We start from the raw sequence: 21849 nt of genomic DNA, 5'->3' as shown, positions 1-21849 counted from the left end.
TATACCGGCAGTATTAATACAGTATTGTTTTGATGTAGTATTACCCGGAAGGATTAATGGACTATGTTATATAATACAAATGTTACAGGCGAATGCCCGGCTTATTTAATATACCGGCCGCTTTCGATAAGAATAAGGCCGTATACCGATAAATTATAGAGGTATATCCAGCAATTAACCGGTCCTGAGGGCGTTTGCGCTTCTGACTGCACTCTTACAAATTCGTTAGGTTGCGGCTGGCTGGCGCCAAAGCCTTCATAAATATCAAGCAGTGTAAGGGCAGTTTCGGGATCATCCATTTGCAGTATAACGCCGTAGATAAGGCCGCCACCGCCCGAGAAAACTGCTCCCGGATACTCGCCTATATCATACAACTTACCTTTCACGGTAGCCTGCGAATAAAATTTACTGTTATCGCGCAGGTAAACGCCATACTTATTGTCATCGTCAAGAAGCGTACCGTAAACAAAAAGCAGGTCGTTCATCGTCAACAGCGGCAATTATCATTAACTTTAACTACAGCTAACAATATATCAATTAAAACGCAACTAATCAACAGCGCAATTTGATATTATCCTTAACTTGTGCGCGCCTTTTTCGTATTAACTTATTATGAATAAACAACAAATCATAGCCTATCTAAAGGAGAAAAGTGTTGACAAGATAAAGTTTGCGTTTGCGGATATCGACGGCATTCTTCGTGGCAAGATCATTGACACTGAGAAGTTTACCGATGGCCTCCAGGACGGTTACGGATTTTGCGATGTTGTTTTTGGCTGGGACAGCAACGATGCATGTAATAATGATATTGAACTTACAGGCTGGCATACCGGCTACCCCGACAGGCCGGCAAAAGTCGATCTTTCCACCTTTCGCACCATTCCATGGCAGGATAATATTCCTTTCTTTTTGGCCGACTTTAGTAATCCCGATGGCACAGGTTTACCCGCTTGCTCACGTAGTTTACTGAAGAAAATTTCGGCTGAATGTGAATCTATGGGTTACCATCCCGAATTTGCACAGGAGTTTGAATGGTTCAATTTCCGGGAAACACCGCAAACTTTAGCAGATAAAAGCTTTACCAATATACAAACGCTTACCCCGGGCATGTTTGGCTACTCCATCCTGCGGACATCACAAAACAGCGGGTTTTATTATGATCTGTTCAATTTGTTAAAGCAGTTTAACATTCCTTTAGAGGGTTTGCATACCGAAACCGGGCCGGGTGTTTACGAAGCCGCCATCTGCCACGACCATGTTTTAGCCGCTGCCGACAAGGCCGTACTATTTAAAAATGCGGTAAAAGAGATCGCGAATATACACGGTATCATGGCCTCGTTTATGGCTAAGTGGAACGAGAGTCTGCCTGGCTGCAGCGGGCATATCCACCAGAGTTTATGGAACAAAGATCAGTCAAAAAATTTATTTTATAGTACTGATAGCGAACACAATATGAGCGATTTATTAAAGCATTACTTAGCTGGTCAATTGTATTGTTTACCACATATTTTACCGATGTATGCCCCCACTATCAACAGCTATAAACGATTAGTTGAAGGCGCCTGGGCGCCAACCACCGTTACCTGGGGAGTGGACAATCGTACAACAGCCATGCGAATACTGCATCCGTCGGAAAAATACACGCGGCTGGAAACTCGCATCCCCGGATCGGACAGTAACCCGTACCTGGCTATGGCCGCAGCACTCGCTTCCGGGTTATATGGTATCAAAAACAAATTGCCTTTAAATATAAAACCAACCGCCGGTAATGGTTACCAGGATAAGGGCAACGGCGTTTTACCGGCAAACCTCCACGAGGCTACCGTGGCTATGCGTAACTCACCTATTGCAACAGAACTTTTTGGCGCCGATTTTACCGGGCATTTCACCCAAACCCGCCTGTGGGAATGGAAACAATATGCCAAGGCAGTAACCGATTGGGAATTGAAACGGTATTTTGAGATCATTTGATTTTTTCACCACGGAGAACACTGAGAATTTCACAGAGAGACACAGAGAAAAAATGATTGAGAATGAAATTTCAGGGTCTATTATTGGAGCAGCAATTGAGGTTCATAGGGCTTTAGGGCCAGGCTTGCTCGAAAGGGCTTATAAGGAATGCCTATATTATAAATTATTTCAAAGTGGGTTAAATGTGGAAAAGGAACGACCGATGCCTTTAATATTCGAAGAAGTTATTTTAGAATGTGGTTACAGAATTGACTTACTTGTTGAGAAAAAAGTAGTAATAGAAGTAAAAAGTGTCGAAGCATTGAATGATGTTCATATGGCACAAACATTAACTTATATGAAGCTTGGTAATTATAAATTAGGTTTACTTATTAATTTCAATGTTTTAAGATTAAAAGACGGAGTCAAAAGAATAATAAATGGCACTCTGTGATTCTCTGTGCCCTATCTTTGTGCCCTCTGTGGTTAAAAAAATGGATTACTCTATAATATTGAAAAAAGCCTGGCAAGGCTACGATTCTTCTAAAACTATCCGCGACATCGAAGATATCAGCGCGATGGTATCTACCAACCGCGTCTTCAAGATCACGTTTGATGACGAGGATATGGTTATTGCCAAACTATCCCATTTCGGCAAATTCGAATATTTTAAGGAAGATCACCGCATCATCCATAGCCTTTGCAATAATCTGCTTTATCCTTTTGAGAACGTATTGTCAAAATCGCTGCTAAAAAATAACCGCGTTTATATTTACCACCATAAACAGGGTAAAATGGATGCCTGGGTGGTGTTTTATAACCCTACCCGCATAGATCAGCGTATGCCCCGCCGGCTGGACGAAAATCATATCCGCAAACTTGGCCGGCAGATAGGCAAATTTCATAAGGCCTGCTCGCGGGCAAGCAATGTTTTGCCCAAATCCATTAAAACATTACGAACCGATATCTACGCGCTGCAGCAGCAACTGGAAAATAACGAAAAACAATTCGGATCTGCTATGCAGGCCGACTTCCTGAAATACCACTGCGACCTGTTCCTGAAAAACCGCTCCAAATACGATGTGCGCTCGTTCGACATTATGCCGGTATTTATCGATTGGAACATCGGCAATTTTTCGGTTACCAAAGACCTCGAGCTATTCTCGCGCTGGGATTACGATTGGTTCCGCATGAGTTACCGTGTACTTGACTTTTATTTCCTTAGCCGCGTGGTTTCCGACCGGGGCGACCGTACCGTTTTCAGCTATTACATTAATACTTTGATGGAAGACCGGTTTATCATGTTCCTGGAGGAATATCACAAGGTAAACCCGCTTACAGCAAACGAGATCCGCTTTATGAAGGAAGCTTACCGATTTTTTATCCTGAACTATGTGATAAAAGATGGCAAGCGTTTTTTCAAAGAACAATACGCCGAAAAATTGCAGGCCGAAGCATTTGATGTCTACCTGCCGTCGGTCGACCGCGACTTTGACGCTGAAAAAATAATTGAAGCACTTAAACTCGAACCAAAAAGCATTAATCTCGCCCCGTATTAAATGAAGCTGATCAGTTGCGTCCTTTTCTTGCTTATTTTCAGTGTAAGATTATTCGCCCAGGATAAGTCTCTTGCTGAAAAAGCCTACCTTCATGTGCTGCAAAATGGCTTTTCTACTGCCCCGGAATTTGTGGTAATTACAATTACAAACGCGAACACAGGTGAATCAAAAGAAATATGTGTAACTGCAACGGTTTGGTTCAACGCCTTGGAAATGGAATATCTCCCAAATTCTGAAAAATCATATATAGAATACCTAAGATCAAATTCTCATTCTAGGACCTTCGCATTAACAAAACCGGATGCTTTAAAAAACATCGGCTTTGTTAACTACCATTTAAAACATGAGAAACGTATTAGCGAAATTATAGTTAAAAATCACTTAAGAGATAGTTTGAAAAAAATTAATTTATTGAGAGAGGCCGCTTACAAGGAAGGTAATCTCTATCGCCGAAATAGGCGCATAATGTTGCTTACGTTTACCGATAGTATCAAAAAATACAGGAATTTGAACCCGGAAGAAGACCAGATTATAAAAGACCTCAATGAATCAGTTAGTTACGAAGAAAGTTTTGATAATCCAAAATCTTTCGATTATAAGAAATTGTCGGAAAAAGGATTGCACTTTATGGCATTATGGAGAACCCAAATACGAAGCAGCAAGCAAAAATATAACGAACTTTCAAAAGAATCAAATCGGTTGTACGAGAAATTCTTCCAAAGGTACTATAAGAAATATGGAATGAATTTTTGCCATGTTGGTTTTAAACACGGGATCATAACATTTTTGGGCGATGAAGTTGCATATGTTGGTTATGGCATTATTATAGATTAAATTATTTAATACACCACTTGCATGAAGCGCATAGACAATTTCAAATCAATCATAGATAAATACAAGATCGTTTTCTTCGATGCTTTCGGGGTACTTAAAACCTATTCGGGCTTGGTACCGGGTATCGAAAAGACGTTTGATTACCTGGCAAAAGAGGGCAAAGAATATTACATTGTTACTAATGATGCTTCGCGCGGGCCACACCAATTGGCCGAATCCTATCATCGTATGGGTTTGCATGCCATCACCGAAGACCGTATAGTTTCATCGGGGATGCTGACCAAGGAATTCCTGGACCTTAAAGTTCCGGATGGTATCGTCGCTTACCTGGGCACCCCTAATTCGGCTCATTACATCGAGGGCTCGGGCCTGCAAACGCTGCCGATGAGCCAGGTAAACGAAAGTAATATCGATAAAGTGAGCGCGGTAATATTTCTTGACGACGAAGGCTTTGACTGGTGCAGCGATTTAAATAAAACGGTCAACCTGCTGCGTAAAAAGCCCCTGCCGGCTATTGTGGCAAATACCGACCGTGCATATCCCCTAACCGCAAACAACGTATCAATAGCCATTGGCGGCATCGCAGCCATGATAGAGAGCGTGGTAGGCAAGCAATTTATCCGTTTTGGCAAACCTGATTCGCAGATGTTTATGTTCGCTTATGACCTTATCCGCGAGTACCGGCAAATAAGTAAAAGTGATATTGTGATGGTCGGCGATACTTTGAACACCGATATTTTAGGTGGTAATAAGTTTGGTCTCGATACGGTTTTAGTACTCACCGGCAATACCCAAGCCAAAGACTACGAGGCCCGCATAAATTCGGCCGGTATTGTACCTACTTATATTTGTGAGTCGGCCGTGGTGGATCTGAGTGAGCTTGATCTCTGATAATTAGGATTTTCCGTTTCCGGTTTATTATATTTATTCCGTCACAACTTAATCATACTGATGGAAACAACCATACCTAACACCACCGACTGGGCACTTTGGAGAAAACTGATCTTCCGCTTCTTTTTCATTTATTTCCTGCTATATATTTTTTTTAACCCAAATGGCGTACTGCCTTATATTGACGAGGTATATGGTTTTTACATCACGCCATTCCACAGTTTGGCAGCCTGGATAGGCAAACATATTCTGCATTTAAGCCAGCCAGTAACAGTTTTTACCAATGGCAGTGGCGATACTACTTACGATAATATAATCATCCTGTTCATGGCGTTCCTCGCCTTTGTGGGTACAGCGCTGTGGTCGGCAATTGACCTGAAAACCGGGAACTACAGCAAATTATTTTACTGGCTCACGGTTATCCTGCGTTATTATGTCGCCATCACCATGCTGTCGTACGGTTTCTTCAAGGTGATCAAATTACAGTTCCCCTTTCCATCCTTCGGGACTTTGATGGAACCTTACGGCAATTCGTCGCCAATGGGGCTTGCCTGGAACTTTATGGGTTACTCCACGGGCTATAACTATTTTACCGGTATAGCTGAATTGAGTTGCGGTTTCCTTTTGCTTTTCCGAAAGACTACTTCGTTAGGCGCAGTAATGACATTGATAGTAGCCGGAAATATTATGGCAATAAATTATTGTTTCGATGTTCCGGTAAAGCTACTTTCCACTACATTGGTAATGATGGCCCTATTCCTGATATTAAAAGACATCAAGCGTTTCAGCAACTTCTTTCTCTTCAATAAGGTGGCGGCCTCATCGGATATCGCACCGCACCGGTTCCGGAAAAAATGGAAAAATATCACACTTACAACCATAAAATACATCCTTATTGGATACACCGTGATTTTTGATTTGAAAGGTGTGCTGGAAGCCGAAGCGCAATACGGCCCCAAAGCGCCCAAGCCGGCACTTTATGGGTTGTATGAGGTAAAAACCTTCGTGATCAATAAAGACACGCTGCCGCCGCTAACTACCGACACCATCCGCTGGAATAAAATGGCCATTTCCTATCCCGGCAATGCTATGCTCAAATTTATGAGCGATAGCACCAACTATTTCGCTTTTAAAGTAGATACCCTTAAAAAGAAGATCGTGATGAATAAATATTCAGATACGGTTCATAAATGGCAGTTTACCTATATTCAGCCTAAAAAGGATTCGCTGGTTATTAGGGGTACTTACAAAAATGATTCAGTTAAAATTACGTTCCACCGGTTTGATGCCAGTAAGTTCCTGCTGGTAAGGCGTGGTTTCCACTGGATAAACGAATATCCGTACAACAGGTAGTTTTTTGAAATAAAAAATTACCTTTGGTTTTAAACCTGGATTGTACATCTGCCTGATATACCAATGCGAATACCGATAACTGTACTTTTTACAATTCTATCATTTTTATCTGCTTCCGTCAGGGCGCAAACATCCACTTTTACTAACCCGCTTTTGCCTTCGGGCGCCGACCCATGGGTGATACAGAAAGGCGGCTGGTATTACTACACCAATTCTACCGGGCAAAACATCACGCTTTGGAAAACAAGACATATTACCGATCTGAGGTCGGCACAAAAAAAGGTTGCCTGGACCCCTCCTGCAGGCACCGCTTATTCCAAAGAATTATGGGCGCCCGAACTGCATTTCATTAACAAAAAATGGTACGTCTACTTTGCTGCCGACGATGGTGTTAACGACCATCATCGCATTTACGTACTGGAAAACAGTTCGGCTGATCCGCTTGAGGGCACATGGGTATTTAAAGGAAAAGTAACGGACCCTACCGACAAATGGGCCATAGATGCCTCTGTATTCACCAACAAAGGGCAACTTTACATGATCTGGTCAGGCTGGGACGGCGACATCAATGGCGAACAGAACATCTTTATTGCCAAACTCAAAAATCCCTGGACGGTAGACGGCGGGCGCGTAAAACTATCTTACCCGGTTTACGATTGGGAAAAGAACGGCGACCTGCACGATGCGTCCAACCCGCCGCATGTAAACGTGAACGAAGGCCCCGAAATTTTGAAACATGGCAATAAATTATTCCTGGTCTACTCGGCAAGTGGTTGCTGGACCGATTTTTATGCCTTGGGTATGCTGACAACCGGCACTGACGATTACCTGCTCGACCCGGTATCGTGGATAAAATCGAAAGAGCCCGTATTTAAACAATCGCCCCAAAACAGGGTTTATGCTCCGGGGCACAATTCGTTTTTCAAGTCGCCCGATGGGACGGAAGACTGGATAATATACCACGCCAATTCGCAACCCGGGCAGGGTTGCGGAAAAGACAGGTCGCCACGGGCGCAAAAATTTACCTGGAACAAGGACGGCAGCCCTAATTTCGGCCTGCCCGTAAAAGAGAATACAGCTATACCTTTACCATCTGGAACAAAATAAGCTTATGAAAATAAAATATATAACCTTAATTCTCCTTTCATTTTCGCTCGCTGTGGCGAATGCGCAAAGTAAAGCGCCTGCAACGTCAGTCTGGCCTGCTTCAAAAGCAAATGCCTGGTATGCCAAACACAAATGGATAAACGGCTCCGACTTTATACCAAGTTCGGCCATTAACCAATTGGAAATGTGGCAGGCCAATACGTTCGACCCCAAAACTATCGACCGCGAGTTAGGCTATGCCGAAGGCATAGGCTTTAATGCCATGCGGGTTTTTTTACACAGCATGGCCTGGCAGCAGGATCCAGGCGGCTTTAAAAAACGGGTGGGCCAATACCTGGCAATAGCAGACAGGCACCATATTCAAACCATTTTCGTTTTCTTTGACGATTGCTGGAATCCGACTGCCAAAACCGGCAAACAGCCGGAACCAAAAACAGGCGTTCACAACTCGGGCTGGCTGCAGGACCCGGGCGCAAGGCTCAACGACGCCGGCGAAACCGTAATGCTTCAAAAATATGTTACCGATGTGCTGAGTACCTTTAAGCATGACAAACGCATTCTTTTATGGGACCTGTACAACGAACCCGGTAACAGTGGCAAAAAAGATAAATCGCTCGATCTCTTATCAAAGATATATTCGTGGAGCCGTGCCGTAAACCCCGACCAACCACTTAGTATGGGCCTGTGGGACTGGAGTTTTGAAAAATTGAATGCTTTTCAACTGACACATTCAGATGTTATAACTTATCATGATTATGAAGAACCGGATAAACACGAGCGTGTAGTGCAGCTATTGAAAGCCGGCGGCAGGCCGGTAATATGTACCGAATATATGGCACGCCCGCGCGGAAGCACCTTTGCCAATACCATGCCAATGCTGAGAAAAGAGAACGTTGGCGCAATAAACTGGGGCCTGGTGGCCGGCAAAACCAATACCATGTATGCCTGGGATACGCCAATGCCCAACGGCGAGGAACCAAAAGTATGGTTCCATGAGGTTTTTCGCAAAGATGGAACCCCATACAGCCAGGAGGAGGCCGATCTGATAAAAAAATTGAACAACAAACAGCAATAAATAACCAACCATGAACTTAAGGACTTTATCTTTAGGCGTTTTTACAGCGGGTATCGCCGCACTCAGCGCCTGCAATCAACCTGCAGCTAAAACAACCACAAATACCACAATGAAAGATACTATCACTTACGGACAACTACCACCCGATTCTGCATTTGAAAAAACTATCGACGGGAAACAAACACACCTGTATACACTGAAGAATAAGAACGGTATGACAGCGACCATTACTAATTTTGGAGGTCGCCTGGTAAACCTGCTGGTACCTGACAGCGCGGGTAAGATGATCGATGTCTCCGTAGGAATGGCGAGTGTGGATGACTATATCAAATCGACCGAGCGGTACTATGGGGGCACCATCGGCAGATATGGCAATCGCATAGCAAACGGTCATTTTACGCTGGATGGCAAGCAGTACACACTGGCAACAAATAACCCGCCCAATACATTGCACGGTGGGAAAAAAGGCTACCAGGATGTTGTTTGGGATGCTAAGAAATTAAACGATCAGACACTTGAACTTACTTACCTGTCAAAAGATATGGAGGAGGGTTTTCCGGGTAACCTGCAGGTTAAGGTTACCTATTCTATAACGGATGACAATTCGTTCAAATGCGAATACGAAGCTACCACCGATAAAACCACCGTGGTTAACTTAACTAATCATGCCTATTTTAACCTGAATGGTGAAGGCAGCGGCACTATCCTCGACCATTTGGTACAATTTAAAGCTGCCAATTATACCCCCGTTGACTCTACGCTGATACCGACCGGAAAAATTGAGCCTGTTAAAGGCACGCCTTTTGATTTTGAGACACCGGTTACTATTGGCGCCCGTATTAATGACAATAATGTACAGTTAAAAAATGGCAAAGGTTACGATCATAATTTTGTGCTGGATAAGCATGATATGGCCACACCCGTTGCTATAGTTAAAGGCGATAAAACAGGCATTGTGATGGAAATTTATACTGAAGAACCTGGTCTGCAGTTTTACAGCGGGAACTTTATGCAGGCTAAAAATATAATGAAGTATGGTGAAAAAGATGACTATCGCACCGCCTTCGCGATGGAAACCCAGCATTTCCCTGATTCGCCCAACCAGCCGCAGTTTCCGTCGACGGTTTTAAAACCCGGACAAACCTATAAAACACAATCGGTTTATAAGTTCAAAACAAAATAACGCGGAACACAAGTTTTTAATTCACAATACGTTATAAAGGAACTAAAACCCTTTTCACCATGAAAAGATCACAGTTCCTTTTTTCGTTTGTATGGATGCCGCTCCTGCTATGCAGTTGTACCCATACGCTTTATACCCATCAGCAGGTTTTGCAGGGCGCCCGCTCAAAAGATGATGTAGTAAAGCAGTTTGGCCAGCCGGACGAGATAAATAAAGGCGCCGGCCTTGAGCAGTGGACTTACAATATGGAAAACCGCCCGGCAAAAAGAGCCAAAAACAATAAAATTGTCCAAACCATGCCGGATACCCTCGTCAAAGATTCGGCACAGCAACTAAAACAGGAGAAATTCACAAAGTATGTGAAGTTTATGTTCGACGACAACGGTAAAGTGGTTGGCTACAAGGCTGAAGGTGTCGACCTAACGGAGAACAAAAAAGATAATTTTGGGAAAAGCCTGCTAACCATTACAGGCGGCATATTGGTTATATCGGCAGTGGTCGCCCTGGAACTCTATAACGACGGGGCTTTCAGCAATTAGCTTTTCTCATACGATAAAGCGCCGGATGGGCATTTGCTAACCTGGCTAACTATCGCCTCCGTATCTGCGCCATTTATATTGATCCAGGGCTTTTGAGCCAGGTTAAATACACCGGGCAAACCTTTTACGCAGTTGGCTGAATGGGCACACAATTGCGGTTGCCATACCACTGTTATATCGCCGTTATCATATTTCTTGGTAATGTCTTCCATATCCTCTAAATTACATTTTTTAAGCCGAAAGCCAAATGCTGTAAGCTGAAGCCATTATCGCACAAAACGCACTATTTATATGCCTGATTTTACCGTCGACCCGGATATTGCCAAAGCCAAAACCATTGATGCCGATTTTTACACCAGTAACGAAGTTTTTGAACAATGCCGGGAGAAAATATTTGCACCGTCGTGGCAGTTCGTTGGCAATACGGAGCTGGTGACCGAACCGGGCGATGTTTACCCTTTTACCCTGCTGCCCGGCTACCTGGATGAACCTTTGTTGCTGACAAAAGATAAAGGCGATAAAATAAATGTACTATCAAACGTTTGTACCCACCGGGGTAATATCGTAGCCGAAAAGGCATGCAAATTGAACAATCTCCGCTGCCGCTACCATGGCCGCCTGTTTGGTCTTGATGGCAAATTTGCATCAATGCCCGAATTTAAAGAGGTCGAAAATTTCCCTTCGAAGGATGATGACCTGCCTGCCTTACCCCTCTTCAAATGGAGTAGCTGGCTTTTTACTTCAGTCAACCCTATGTACGCTTCCGAATTATTTTTCAGGGACATGATAGAGCGGGTTAGCTGGCTGCCGTTGGATGACTTTAAATTTCAGCCCGAATTATCGCGCACCTTCAACGTAAAAGGCAACTGGGCGCTGTATTGTGAGAATTACCTGGAAGGCTTTCACATACCCTTTGTACATGCCGGCTTGAATGCTGTTATCGATTTTGGCGAATATGCAACAGAATTGTTCTTCCCTTACTCCAGCCTTCAGCTTGGTCTTGCCCGTAATAACGAGAATTGTTTCGACCTGCCTGCCTCCTCGCCTGACTACGGTAAAAATGTGGCCGCTTATTATTTCTGGGTGTTCCCTAATATGATGTTCAATTTTTATCCCTGGGGATTATCGGTCAATGTCGTCGAACCCGTTTCCGTCGCCGAGTGCCGGGTGCGCTTCATTTCCTATGTTTGGGACGAAACCAAACTGGACAAGGGTGCGGGTTCGGGGCTTGATAAGGTGGAGATGGAGGACGAAGAGATCGTCGAAAATGTACAGCGTGGGGTTCGGTCGCGGTTTTATAAACATGGGCGCTATTCGGTAACACGCGAACAGGGTACACATCATTTTCACCGCATTTTAGCCGAATTCATCAGCAAATAGCATGGCTCACCTCGAACGCAAACTGGGGCTGTGGGCCGCCGTTTCCATCGTCATCGGTTCGGTAATTGGCAGCAGCATCTTCATGAAACCAGCTACGATGGCTGCCCAGCTAAGTTCCCCGTTAATGCTGCTGGCCGTTTGGGTTGTGGCCGGCGTTATATCATTGTTTGGCGGGATGATCAATGCGGAGGTTGGTTGCGCCATGCCCGAAACAGGCGGCCAGTACACTTATTTTAAGTATATGTACGGCAATTTTTTTGCCTATCTGTTCGGCTGGTCATCCTTCGTTGTCATCGATACGGCTTCTATTTCGGCTATCGCATTCGTATTTGCGCAGTATTCAGAATATTTTGTTCGCTTACCTCATTTTTCTGCCGCCATCGAACGCTCCATACCTGTCGTCATTCCTTACATCGGCAGGTTCTACCTGCTCGAAAACATCGGCGTAAAGGGCGTAGCCATTGTACTCATCGTAATATTTTCCTGGATCAACGTCCGCAGCGTAAAAGCCGGCGGCGCCGTGCAGGTCTTTTTTTCGATACTAAAGGTAGCAGCATTGATGTTCCTGATCGCTTCGATCTTTTTCTCAGGAAAAGGCCATTTGGGTAACTTAACTACAGCATCCTCCGCTTTCGACCATTCCTACTGGCACCAGTTTACGGCTTTTATCGCAGCTACCACAGGTGCATTAGCTGCCTATGACGGATGGAATAACCTGGGTTTTATCGGGGGAGAGATCAAACAGCCTCAAAAAAATATCCCGCGCGGACTTATCATCGGCCTGCTGCTTTGTATGCTGCTGTATGTTTTGACAACGGAGGCCTACCTGTACATGATGCCGGTAGACGAAATGAAAAATTCAAAGCTGGTAGCTTCCGATGCATTGTTCAAGATAATGGGGGTCGGCGGCGGCGGACTGATAGCGGCATTGGTATTGATCAGTACTGCCGGTTGCACCAATAGCAATATCCTGCCTTGCTCAAGAGTAATTTATGCCATGTCGCATGAGAAGAATTTCTTCGCCTTCGCAGGCAAGGTCAATCCAAGGTATAGCACACCATCAAATGCCTTATGGTTCCAGGCTGCCTGGGGAACCATCCTTGTTTTGATAGGCTCGTTCGACATGCTGATGGACATGTTCGTATTCATTACCTGGATATTTTACGGCTTTGCGGCTTACGGCATATTTATTCTTCGTCGCAAAATGCCCGGCAGGCAGCCCGGCTACCGATTAAAGGGGTATCCTTATCTCCCTGTCATATTTATCCTGTTCTCGGCACTCTATGTCGTCATAACCCTTTACAACGATATCAGTAACTACATTGCGGGAACTTCCCAAATAATTGTTTCTGTTTTCGGCCTGGTGCTTGCTGCCATCGGCATACCACTTTATTGGTATTTCAATAAGCGAAAGCTTAGCTAAACATTGCTTATTTTTGTACGATGAAAGTAAACGTGCTGGCATTTGGCATAGCTAAGGATATATTCGGCGGAAGTTCCGTCACTGCCGAATTAAATGGAAATACCACCGCTGATCTAAAGCAATCATTGGAAACAAGGTACCCGCGACTGAAGCAACTGGCCTCCTACATGGTAGCTGTAAATAATGAATATGCACCGGATGAAAGCGTTTTAAAAGAGCACGATGAAATAGCCATTATTCCGCCGGTAAGTGGTGGATAAACACGATTAAAGGATTTAATAGATTGGAACATTGGATATCCATATAAACATATCGCACAAGCCTTTAAATATGCAGTCATGTATTGATTGGGTAATGTCGCCGCAGTCGGGCGGTATTGATGTATTTATTGGTACGGTGCGTAACGCCACCAAAGGTAAAGCGGTCGTCAGGCTCGATTTTGAGGCTTATGAGCCGATGGCGTTAAAAGAAATGGAAAAGATAGCCGCCCAGGCTTTCGAAAAATGGCCGGTTCAAAAGCTGTTGATCCATCACCGGGTTGGCACTCTTGCCGTTGGCGAGATACCCGTTATCATTGCCGTGTCCTGCGCACATCGCGATGCTGCCTTCGAAGCCTGCCGTTTTGTTATCGATACCCTGAAGCAAACCGTACCTATCTGGAAAAAAGAAGTATTTGAAGATGGTGAAGTTTGGGTGGCGGCACATCCATAAGACACGATTAAAATGATTTAAACGATGATCAGGATCTTGATTGGCGAATCCTAAATCAATCTAAACCGGAAATTGGTTCAGCCCACCTTCCAATGAAAAAATCTTTGCATCCGGGTATTTTTGCCTGATCAGTTTTACCGCCTCAGCGCTCCGGTTACCCGTAGCGCAGTATAAGACCTTTGCACTGTCCGAATCAAAATAAGTTATGTTTTCTTCGATCTCCTCTACCGGAATATGAACGCCACCAATATCAAAAAGATCACGTTCCTGCAGGGTACGCACATCTATCAATTCAATCCGATTTTCCGCCAGCCCTGCTTTCAAATCTTCAGCCGTAATCGTTGGAATATCCGCCGTTTCAACCAGGCTCGTGATATTTATTTTAGTCGTTTTACCTATCTTGATAACCCTGCTTTGTAAACTCTGTGCATCAAATACCAATATCTTGCCTGATAATAATTCGCCGGTTTTAGTAATATATTTGATCACTTCGTTGGCTTGTATACAGCCGATAATGCCGGCTAATGTTGGGATAACACCGCCCTCGGCGCAATTAGGTATTTGGGTGGCATCAACTTCCGGGTACACGTCGCGATAATTAGGTGAATAGCTGCCATCCGGGTTCTTAATATTCCATACCGCTACCTGGCCCTCATATTGATAAATAGCCCCAAACACCAAAGGTTTGCCAAGCATCACAGCCGCATCATTCAGCAAATACCGCGTTTCGAAATTATCTGTTCCGTCAACCACGATATCATATTGGCCCATGATATCTAATACATTATCCGATGTGATCTTAATATCAACCGCAATGAGTCTGATATCCGGATTTTGCTTCTGCAGACGTTCGGAAGCCACTATAGCCTTTTTTAACCCTGCATCTGCGGGGGTATAAAGTATCTGGCGGTGCAAATTGCTTACGGAAATGACATCATGATCCGCCACGCCTATCGTTCCCACACCTGCCGAAACCAAATATTGCAGAGCCGGGCAGCCTAAGCCACCCGCGCCAACCACCAGCACCTTTGAGTGCTGCAACAGCTTTTGTGCGGCTTCGCCAAAGCCGGGTAAGGCTATCTGGCAACTGTACCGGGTAAGATCAGCTGACATCAGGCGCTGGCGATCTTTTGATGGATGGTCCGCTTTACTTTTTCCAACTCATCGGGCGTATTGACGTTGGTTAGCGCATCGGGGTTTTGAACATCCAGAAGTTTAACATCGCTGTTTATCAGCACCTTTCGCGGACACGAATACCCCTGAGACAGGAACGCCAGCAACACCGGGTAACTTTTTGGCTCCCATATAGTGATCAAAGGTTCGGGAAATTGGTCATGAGTACTGTTAAACGCTGTTGCAATTTTAGACACATCGCGTTGACCGGCCAAATATTGGATAGTATCCAATTCCAGTAAAGGCAGGTCGCAGGCGATAACCAACCAGGCTTTATCCGGTTCATTTCTGAACGCCGACAATATTGCCCCAAAAGGTCCCAGGCCAGTAAAGGTATCTGGTAAAACATTATAATTGGCAGGTATCTGCTGCCGCTGATCTTCCCGGCACGAAATGAATACCTCGTTACACAAGGGCTTCAGCATATCCGCCATAAAGTAACGCTGTTCCTTACCAAACCAATTGACCGCACCTTTATCAAAACCCATTCGCTCGCTTTTACCGCCCGCCAGCACAAGACCGTTCAGCGCCGGCCTTGCTTCTTCGAGTTTCGACCTGAAAAAAGATATGATCTTATCTGTTTCTTCCAGCCTGTAAACCGGTATATCCTGGAAATTGGTTAAAGACCCCTGGATAAAGTCGAACACACCTTCCGCATTTTCGGCTAACAAAATTAGTTCGACATTGGTTAGTTGCTCCAATCGTTTTTGAAGCGACGCCCGCTTATTTTCATAAATGATAACTACCTGCGACTTTGCCTGCTGATGATTGCCATTTACCAACACCAGATCGGCTCCATTAAATTGCTGGCGAAAAGGAACCGGCCTCAATGGTTCAGCGTAATTAAATTGCTGGTGATTGATCATATCGGCATATTCCAGTAGGGCTCCGCTTGCGAGTTTGCCCGGGGCCAGTATCACCTCGTCGTTGTGGGAGGTATCCGCATAGGCGCATTTGTAAACCGGCGATAAGGCGCTTATAACTTTATCAGCCAAAGCTTTGATGTAAACGCATGGAGCGCCAACAATCGCCCATTCATTCCTGCCGAAGTTACCCAGTGCCGGTCTTTTAAGGTCGGCATGTTTTTTATGCTCTTTTGAAGTCACGCTTCCCTCCTGTTTTTTCCATCAGTTTGGTCTCTTTGATCACGATATCGTGACTCAATGCCTTGCACATGTCGTATATCGTCAACGCAGCTATCGATGCACCAACAAGTGCTTCCATTTCGACCCCCGTTTTAGCGGTGATGGTAGCTGTGCAGTCAATAACAACCTCCTGCTCATCATTCAAATGAATATTCACATGGCAATTATCCAGTCCAAGCGGATGGCACAGCGGTATCAGGTCGCCGGTTTTCTTAGCTGCCATTATACCAGCTATGATCGCTGTTTGAAATACAGAGCCTTTTTTGGTTTGAATATCGCCGTTGTTAAGTTGTACAAGTACCCCGGGCGGCAAAGAAACTATACAGCGTGCAGTAGCTGTACGTCGCGAAACTTGTTTCTCGCCCACATCAACCATCGTCGCCCGCCCTTTGTCATCTAAATGCGTAAACTCCATATTCAAATATTATTAAAGGGCCACACCCTGAAAACCTCGCCTCTTTTGAATTCACTCCGTTCCATCGGAAGCTCCATAAAAGCATCTGTATCTGCTAAGTTAGCAAAATCGCCCGAACCATTTCCTTCAACCGGGATGGCCAGCAATTTGCCTTCTTCCGAAAATTTTAAAGTAACCTGTAAAAAATATTGCAGTTCGGGTTTAAAGGTAAAGTCCTTATCCAAAACCGCATAAACCGGGGGCTTGGCGCCAAGCCTCTGACTGGCGCGCAACCATGGCAAAAAATAACGGTGCAGGCACATGAAGGTAGCTACCGGGTTCCCCGGGAATGCAAATACTAAAACGCCGCTTTCATGTTTGCCGAACCAAAATGGCTTGCCCGGCCGCTGGCTTACCTTGTGGAATACAGTTTTCACCTGCATTTCTTCCAGCGCTTTGGGTATAAAATCAAACTTACCCATGCTGATACCGCCGGTCATCAATATCACGTCGTAATTTTGGAGGCAGTTACCGATCTTTTCGCGTGTTATTCGCGGGTCATCAGGTATATGTGCCAATTCGGCCCGCAGATAATGCTGAGCTAAAACTGCTTGTATCGTATAACTGTTTGATTTCCTGATCTGCACGGGTGAGGGTTCCACACCTATGTCAACCAGTTCGTCGCCCGAAGAAACCACAACTACACGGGGTAATTTTCTTACCATCAAGTCCCGTTTTCCGACCGAGGCAGCTACACTGATCACTGCCGGCGTAATAATCTGACCTGAACATACAACTATATCCCCTTCTCTCTTATCAGCCCCCTTTAGGTGCAGGTTTTGTCCTTTTTTTATTTCAGTATTTAAAATAGTCGCCTCACCATTATTGATCCGGATGTTTTCGTATTGGATCACCGTGTCTAGCGATGGAGACAGGGCCGCCCCGGTCATGATCTCAATGCATTCGTCAACGCGACCTGTCTCTACTGGTTCGTCGCCAGCTGCCTGGGTTGTTTTTATCTTGAAAACCGATATGTTACTTTGAATGGCCTTGTAATTAATCGCTATGCCGTCCATCGTCACCCGGTTAAATGGCGGCAGGTCGCGATCGGCCTTAATATCTTCCGCCAAAGCCCTGTCTAACGCTTGTTCAAACGGGATCGTCTCCATTCCGAAGTCCTTAGCTTCCGCAAGGATCAGTTTTTCCGCTTGTTCAACTGTAGTCATGGCTTATCCTCCTATAGTCGCCATAGATTCATGCGCCGGGTCGTTCAGTGCGCGGTTCCGTTCAGCTTCCCACCCATCTTTAGCACGATTATTCATAGCTTCCTGTAGCTTGGCTTTCAACTCATCATCTGAAAAACCAGAGCGTATAATGTCTTTGATATTCATTACGCCATCATCGTATAAGCAGGTTTTCAAAACGCCGTCGGGCGTTATGCGGATACGGTTACACGTTCCGCAAAAAGTGCGCGAATAGGCCGCTATTACTCCAATATCACCTTTATGGCCGGGTATATTATAATTATACGATGTCGAGTAAGATTCATCGTGCAGTTTTTGAATAGCCGGATATTTAGCTGTGATCTCGTCCAATATGCGTTTATAATCCCATTTTAAACCGCTGTAAATATGCCCTTCGCCGTTAAATGGCATTTCCTCGATAAAGCGCACACTAACCGGCGTATCTTTGGTCATTTCCACCAATGGGATAATGTCCTGCGTGTTTTTGCCGTCCATCACTACAGCGTTTATCTTGACGTTGATATCATACTTAAGCAACTGATCAAGGGTTTCCATCACTTTGTCAAACTCATCGCGGTGGGTTATGGCAAAAAACCGGTTGGCATCCAGCGTATCGAGGCTAAGGTTAACTGATTTTACGCCTATTCTTTTTAATTCAGGCACCAGCGACGCCGTTAAAACGCCATTGGTTGTGATGGTTAACTCATTTAATCCCTGTATTTTTGACAAGGCCGAAAGGAGCTTCATCATATCCTTCCGTACAAAAGGCTCGCCGCCGGTAATGCGTATCTTTTCAATGCCCATTTTCACCAGCAGGTGGCAAGTTCGCAGCATTTCCTCGTAAGTCAGCAGTTCCTTCCGCGACAGCCAGTTCAGCCCCTCTTCTGGCATGCAGTAAAAGCAGCGCAGGTTACACCTGTCGGTCACCGCAAGGCGCAGGTAATTGATCTTTCGTCCGTGGTTATCTGTTAGCAATGTATTTCCCTCTAATCTGTAAAGGTAAATAATACATTTTAGCTGAATGTTTTTGAATTGTCGTTTTGTAAATAAAAAACCCGGCAATTTATTTACTTACCGGGTTTTCAAATTTTTCTATAATCTATCAATCATAATTTCTCCCTTTAGCGCGTTTTTTCATGTCGTCCATCGGCAAAGTGATCAAACGGCCAACCGGTTTACCATCCTTGTAGGTGATCACCTTTAGCTGTGCCGATTCTTTAGGTACCAGTAATGGCTCGGTATATTTTGGATAGAAATTATCTGGGAACGAATTATCGAACGTATAATAAATATCCAATCCCTTCACTTCGGTTTCCATCGATACCTGCAGCGTACTGTCGGGCATCATCTTCACGTTAAAGCTCGGGTCGTAAACGCTTGGCGCATATTTTATCTGTGCTTCGTCAAAACGGCCGAAATGTTTTTCAACCCGGTTAAAAAAGTCGTCCCAGTTCTTTTTTGCCTTAGGTGTCCACAGATCTTCAGAAATTGCGAAAGCCCGCGGCCAGGTCATGTATTCCAAATGGCGGACGTTATAAACCTGTTCGGTCCACAAGTTGGCCTGCCCGCCTATGATCAATTTTGAATCCACGCTATCCGGCACCGGTTCAAACTGGTAGGCCTTGCTCAAACGCAAGGTAGAATAAACATGCGGTTCAATTGCAGGGTCGCCCTGCATATAATCCAGGTATGCAAAAGTGGTAGGGCTCATTACTACTTCGTGCCCCATTTTGGCAGCCTGTATGCCGCCCTTCATCCCACGCCAGCTCATTACTATGGCGTCGGGAGCTAAGCCGCCTTCCAGTATTTCATCCCATCCTAAAAATTTCTTTCCTTTTGATTCTACTATCTTCTCCACACGTTTTTCAAAATAAGCTTGCACTTCCTCCTGGGTTTTCAACCCTTCGCGTTGCATCAGCGCCTTTACGGAATCGCTTTTCTCCCAGAAATTCTTGGCGCATTCATCACCGCCCATGTGGATATAGCCAAACGGGAACAGTTTAGCTACCTCGGTCAATACTTTATCCAGGAAAACATAAACCTTCTCATTGGCAGGGCATAGTGTATTATCTATACCGGCTTTAATGCCATCCTTCGTAAAATTCATAAAATGTTCGCCCGACCTTACCTGGTATTGGTCGGCGCCTGGTGTGCACGACAGTTCAGGATAGGCTACTACAGCAGCCAAACTGTGGCCCGGAACATCGATCTCGGGCAAAATATTCATAAACCTGTCTTTTGCATACTGTACTATTTCCCTGATATCGTCCTGGGTGTAAAAACCCCCGTAATTGCGCGGTTCGTCGGGCTTTGGAGCCGGGAAACTGCCGAAATAACCAACCTTTTTTACATTGTAGGCACCAACTGTGGTCAATCGCGGCAAGCTTTTGATCTCAATGCGCCAGCCCTCGTCGTCGGTCAGGTGCATGTGCAGCAGGTTGTATTTATACTTCACCATGTTGTCGATGTATTGCTCTACTTCAGCTTTGGTGAAGAAGTGGCGCGAAACATCGAACATCAGCCCACGCCATTTAAAGCGCGGGTAATCGGTTATCTGCACACATGGCATCGCCCAGCTAACACCGCTGACGCGTTTGTCGCTCACGATCTCCTTAGGTAATAATTGCATCAGCGTTTGTGTGCCATAGAACAATCCTGCCGGTTTATTGGCACGAATAACAACACCCTTCTTAGTTACCGACAAATAATATCCTTCTTCCCCTATTACGGTATCAGTTTTTGCATTAAGCGTCAGTTTAATGGCTGGTTTTGCCGCGCTGTTCAGTATGGTAACATGATTGCCGGTTGGGATGGAAAGGCTCTTCAGCGTTGCTATGGCCTCTTTCATTTCCGGGTTCACACGTGTAGCCACAATTATCGTCTTTGGCAATACATACTGGCCCTCGCCTTGTGTGATGCTAACAGGTTCGGGAATAATGGCAATGTGCTCTTTGCCTGTTTGGCTGAATGCATTAAGCGCCAGCACCCCACAGCACATCATCCCTAAAAGTCTTTTCAGGTTGTTGTTCATTGTTTAAAAGGATTTATAAATTGGAAACTGTCTGCAAATTATGATTTTAGCAGCAGAAATAAAATGTTTTTATATAAGCTATTGTAACTTTTTAAAAATATTTCAAATCTTTATTTGTGTTTGCCTATAGCATACTCAATTCCGCCTAATAAATGCTTTAAATACTGGGGATCGGCGTAGGATTCATCAGTGTGCCCCAGGGCCGTATAAAAAGCACGCCCGCCATCATAATTATGGTACCATGCCATTGGATGATAATCGCCATCGTTACCGCCCTCATAGCTCTTTTCGTCGATAGTGATCAGCACATGAACATCTTTATCGCTGGGGACCACTTTAAAATTATACCATTCGTCCAATCTTTTCCACTCGGCAGGCAGATGTTTTGTAGCTATGAAACTCCTGTCAACAACGTGTAGCGTGGCCACTTGCTGTTTGCTTGGATGATTTTTGAAATAGGCGCCAACCAGCTCGCCGTACCATGGCCAGTCGTATTCAGTATCAGTTGCCGAATGTACGCCGACAAAGCCGCCGCCCGCTTCTATATATTTTTTGAAAGCATCCTGTTGTGCATCGTTCAATACGTCGCCTGTGGTGCTTAGGAATATCACCGCGGCATATTGCCCCAGGTTTTGCTGAGTGAATTTGGAAGCATCAGTTGTGGTATCCACATCAAAATTATTTTCCGCGCCAAGTTTGATAATTGCAGGAATGCCAACTGCTATCGAGTTGTGATGAAAACCGGCTGTCTTGCTAAATATCAGCACTTTTGGTTTGGCCATAACGCAAACCGAGCTTACCAAAAGAACGATGATCGTCACCTTAAAATAGATGAATATTTTCATGATAATTAAATT

General features: G+C 44.8%; 23 protein-coding genes. 14 read left to right on the top strand and 9 right to left on the bottom strand.

The genetic code is table 11. From position 1 onward, the window contains the following. Positions 1–101 precede the first annotated feature (101 nt). Positions 102–485 (bottom strand): gamma-glutamylcyclotransferase family protein, encoded by a 384-nt coding sequence (locus VL525_RS21235; RefSeq protein ID WP_325389479.1) that lies wholly within the window; start codon positions 483–485, stop codon positions 102–104. A gap of 127 nt (positions 486–612) precedes the next feature. Between VL525_RS21235 and VL525_RS21230 the strand changes: the two genes are divergently transcribed. From VL525_RS21230 to VL525_RS21185, 10 genes are all read left to right on the top strand, one after another. Continuing rightward, the gene (locus VL525_RS21230; protein ID WP_325389477.1) at positions 613–1971 is read left to right on the top strand and encodes a glutamine synthetase family protein; all 1359 of its coding nucleotides are present in this window, start codon (positions 613–615) and stop codon (positions 1969–1971) included. Further along, a complete protein-coding gene (locus VL525_RS21225) occupies positions 1958–2404 on the top strand; it encodes a GxxExxY protein (RefSeq protein WP_325389475.1) in 447 nt (148 codons plus the stop codon). The genes VL525_RS21230 and VL525_RS21225 overlap by 14 nt, the downstream gene beginning before the upstream one ends. A gap of 40 nt (positions 2405–2444) precedes the next feature. After that, positions 2445–3509: a hypothetical protein gene (locus VL525_RS21220; protein ID WP_325389473.1), complete on the top strand. Its 1065-nt coding sequence runs from the start codon at positions 2445–2447 to the stop codon at positions 3507–3509. Then, positions 3510–4343, top strand: coding sequence for a hypothetical protein (locus VL525_RS21215; protein WP_325389471.1), 834 nt, complete (start codon positions 3510–3512; stop codon positions 4341–4343). Positions 4344–4364: 21 nt separating this feature from the next. Continuing rightward, positions 4365–5234: an HAD-IIA family hydrolase gene (locus tag VL525_RS21210; RefSeq protein WP_325389468.1), complete on the top strand. Its 870-nt coding sequence runs from the start codon at positions 4365–4367 to the stop codon at positions 5232–5234. 60 nt (positions 5235–5294) lie between these two features. Then, entirely contained in the window at positions 5295–6587 is a 1293-nt protein-coding gene (locus tag VL525_RS21205; RefSeq protein ID WP_325389466.1) for a hypothetical protein, read from the top strand. 63 nt (positions 6588–6650) lie between these two features. Next, entirely contained in the window at positions 6651–7694 is a 1044-nt protein-coding gene (locus VL525_RS21200) for a glycoside hydrolase family 43 protein (protein ID WP_325389464.1), read from the top strand. A gap of 4 nt (positions 7695–7698) precedes the next feature. After that, the gene (locus tag VL525_RS21195; protein WP_325389462.1) at positions 7699–8769 is read left to right on the top strand and encodes a 1,4-beta-xylanase; all 1071 of its coding nucleotides are present in this window, start codon (positions 7699–7701) and stop codon (positions 8767–8769) included. Between the two features lie 10 nt (positions 8770–8779). After that, on the top strand, positions 8780–9952 hold the full coding sequence (locus VL525_RS21190) for an aldose epimerase family protein (RefSeq protein WP_325389460.1): 1173 nt from the start codon (positions 8780–8782) through the stop codon (positions 9950–9952). 59 nt (positions 9953–10011) lie between these two features. After that, a complete protein-coding gene (locus VL525_RS21185; protein ID WP_325389458.1) occupies positions 10012–10491 on the top strand; it encodes a hypothetical protein in 480 nt (159 codons plus the stop codon). Here VL525_RS21185 and VL525_RS21180 read toward each other — a convergent pair. After that, positions 10488–10703, bottom strand: a complete 216-nt coding sequence (locus VL525_RS21180) for a (4Fe-4S)-binding protein (protein ID WP_325389456.1) — start codon at positions 10701–10703, stop codon at positions 10488–10490. The genes VL525_RS21185 and VL525_RS21180 overlap by 4 nt on opposite strands. A gap of 79 nt (positions 10704–10782) precedes the next feature. Here VL525_RS21180 and VL525_RS21175 point away from each other — a divergent pair, with 79 nt between their 5' ends. From VL525_RS21175 to VL525_RS21160, 4 genes are read left to right on the top strand one after another with little or no spacing between them, the layout of a single operon-like run. Further along, the gene (locus tag VL525_RS21175; RefSeq protein WP_325389455.1) at positions 10783–11871 is read left to right on the top strand and encodes an aromatic ring-hydroxylating dioxygenase subunit alpha; all 1089 of its coding nucleotides are present in this window, start codon (positions 10783–10785) and stop codon (positions 11869–11871) included. Between the two features lies 1 nt (position 11872). Next, the gene (locus VL525_RS21170) at positions 11873–13294 is read left to right on the top strand and encodes an APC family permease (RefSeq protein WP_325389453.1); all 1422 of its coding nucleotides are present in this window, start codon (positions 11873–11875) and stop codon (positions 13292–13294) included. Positions 13295–13314: 20 nt separating this feature from the next. Continuing rightward, positions 13315–13554 (top strand): MoaD/ThiS family protein, encoded by a 240-nt coding sequence (locus VL525_RS21165; protein ID WP_325389451.1) that lies wholly within the window; start codon positions 13315–13317, stop codon positions 13552–13554. Positions 13555–13585: 31 nt separating this feature from the next. Next, entirely contained in the window at positions 13586–14005 is a 420-nt protein-coding gene (locus VL525_RS21160; RefSeq protein ID WP_325389449.1) for a molybdenum cofactor biosynthesis protein MoaE, read from the top strand. A gap of 60 nt (positions 14006–14065) precedes the next feature. Here VL525_RS21160 and VL525_RS21155 read toward each other — a convergent pair whose 3' ends face one another. The 7 genes from VL525_RS21155 to VL525_RS21125 all read right to left on the bottom strand — a co-directional run bounded on the left by VL525_RS21155 (position 14066) and on the right by VL525_RS21125 (position 21837). After that, positions 14066–15118 (bottom strand): HesA/MoeB/ThiF family protein, encoded by a 1053-nt coding sequence (locus VL525_RS21155; RefSeq protein ID WP_325389447.1) that lies wholly within the window; start codon positions 15116–15118, stop codon positions 14066–14068. Then, complete coding sequence (locus VL525_RS21150) at positions 15118–16284, bottom strand: NTP transferase domain-containing protein (RefSeq protein ID WP_325389445.1); 1167 nt, start codon at positions 16282–16284, stop codon at positions 15118–15120. The genes VL525_RS21155 and VL525_RS21150 overlap by 1 nt, the downstream gene beginning before the upstream one ends. Then, a complete protein-coding gene (gene moaC / locus VL525_RS21145) occupies positions 16265–16738 on the bottom strand; it encodes a cyclic pyranopterin monophosphate synthase MoaC (RefSeq protein WP_325389443.1) in 474 nt (157 codons plus the stop codon). Before moaC ends, VL525_RS21150 begins: the two co-directional genes overlap by 20 nt. A gap of 2 nt (positions 16739–16740) precedes the next feature. Continuing rightward, complete coding sequence (locus tag VL525_RS21140) at positions 16741–17943, bottom strand: molybdopterin molybdotransferase MoeA (protein ID WP_325389442.1); 1203 nt, start codon at positions 17941–17943, stop codon at positions 16741–16743. Positions 17944–17946: 3 nt separating this feature from the next. Continuing rightward, the gene (gene moaA, locus VL525_RS21135) at positions 17947–18936 is read right to left on the bottom strand and encodes a GTP 3',8-cyclase MoaA (RefSeq protein WP_325389440.1); all 990 of its coding nucleotides are present in this window, start codon (positions 18934–18936) and stop codon (positions 17947–17949) included. A 127-nt stretch (positions 18937–19063) separates the two neighbouring features. Next, the gene (locus VL525_RS21130; protein WP_325389438.1) at positions 19064–20992 is read right to left on the bottom strand and encodes a beta-N-acetylhexosaminidase; all 1929 of its coding nucleotides are present in this window, start codon (positions 20990–20992) and stop codon (positions 19064–19066) included. 110 nt (positions 20993–21102) lie between these two features. Continuing rightward, positions 21103–21837, bottom strand: a complete 735-nt coding sequence (locus VL525_RS21125) for a ThuA domain-containing protein (RefSeq protein ID WP_325389436.1) — start codon at positions 21835–21837, stop codon at positions 21103–21105. Positions 21838–21849 lie beyond the last annotated feature (12 nt).

Source organism: Mucilaginibacter sp. (genome assembly GCF_035492695.1).
Classification (GTDB): domain Bacteria; phylum Bacteroidota; class Bacteroidia; order Sphingobacteriales; family Sphingobacteriaceae; genus Mucilaginibacter.
Note: the sequence above shows the minus strand (reverse complement) of the source record. Positions and strands in the feature narration are given on the sequence as shown.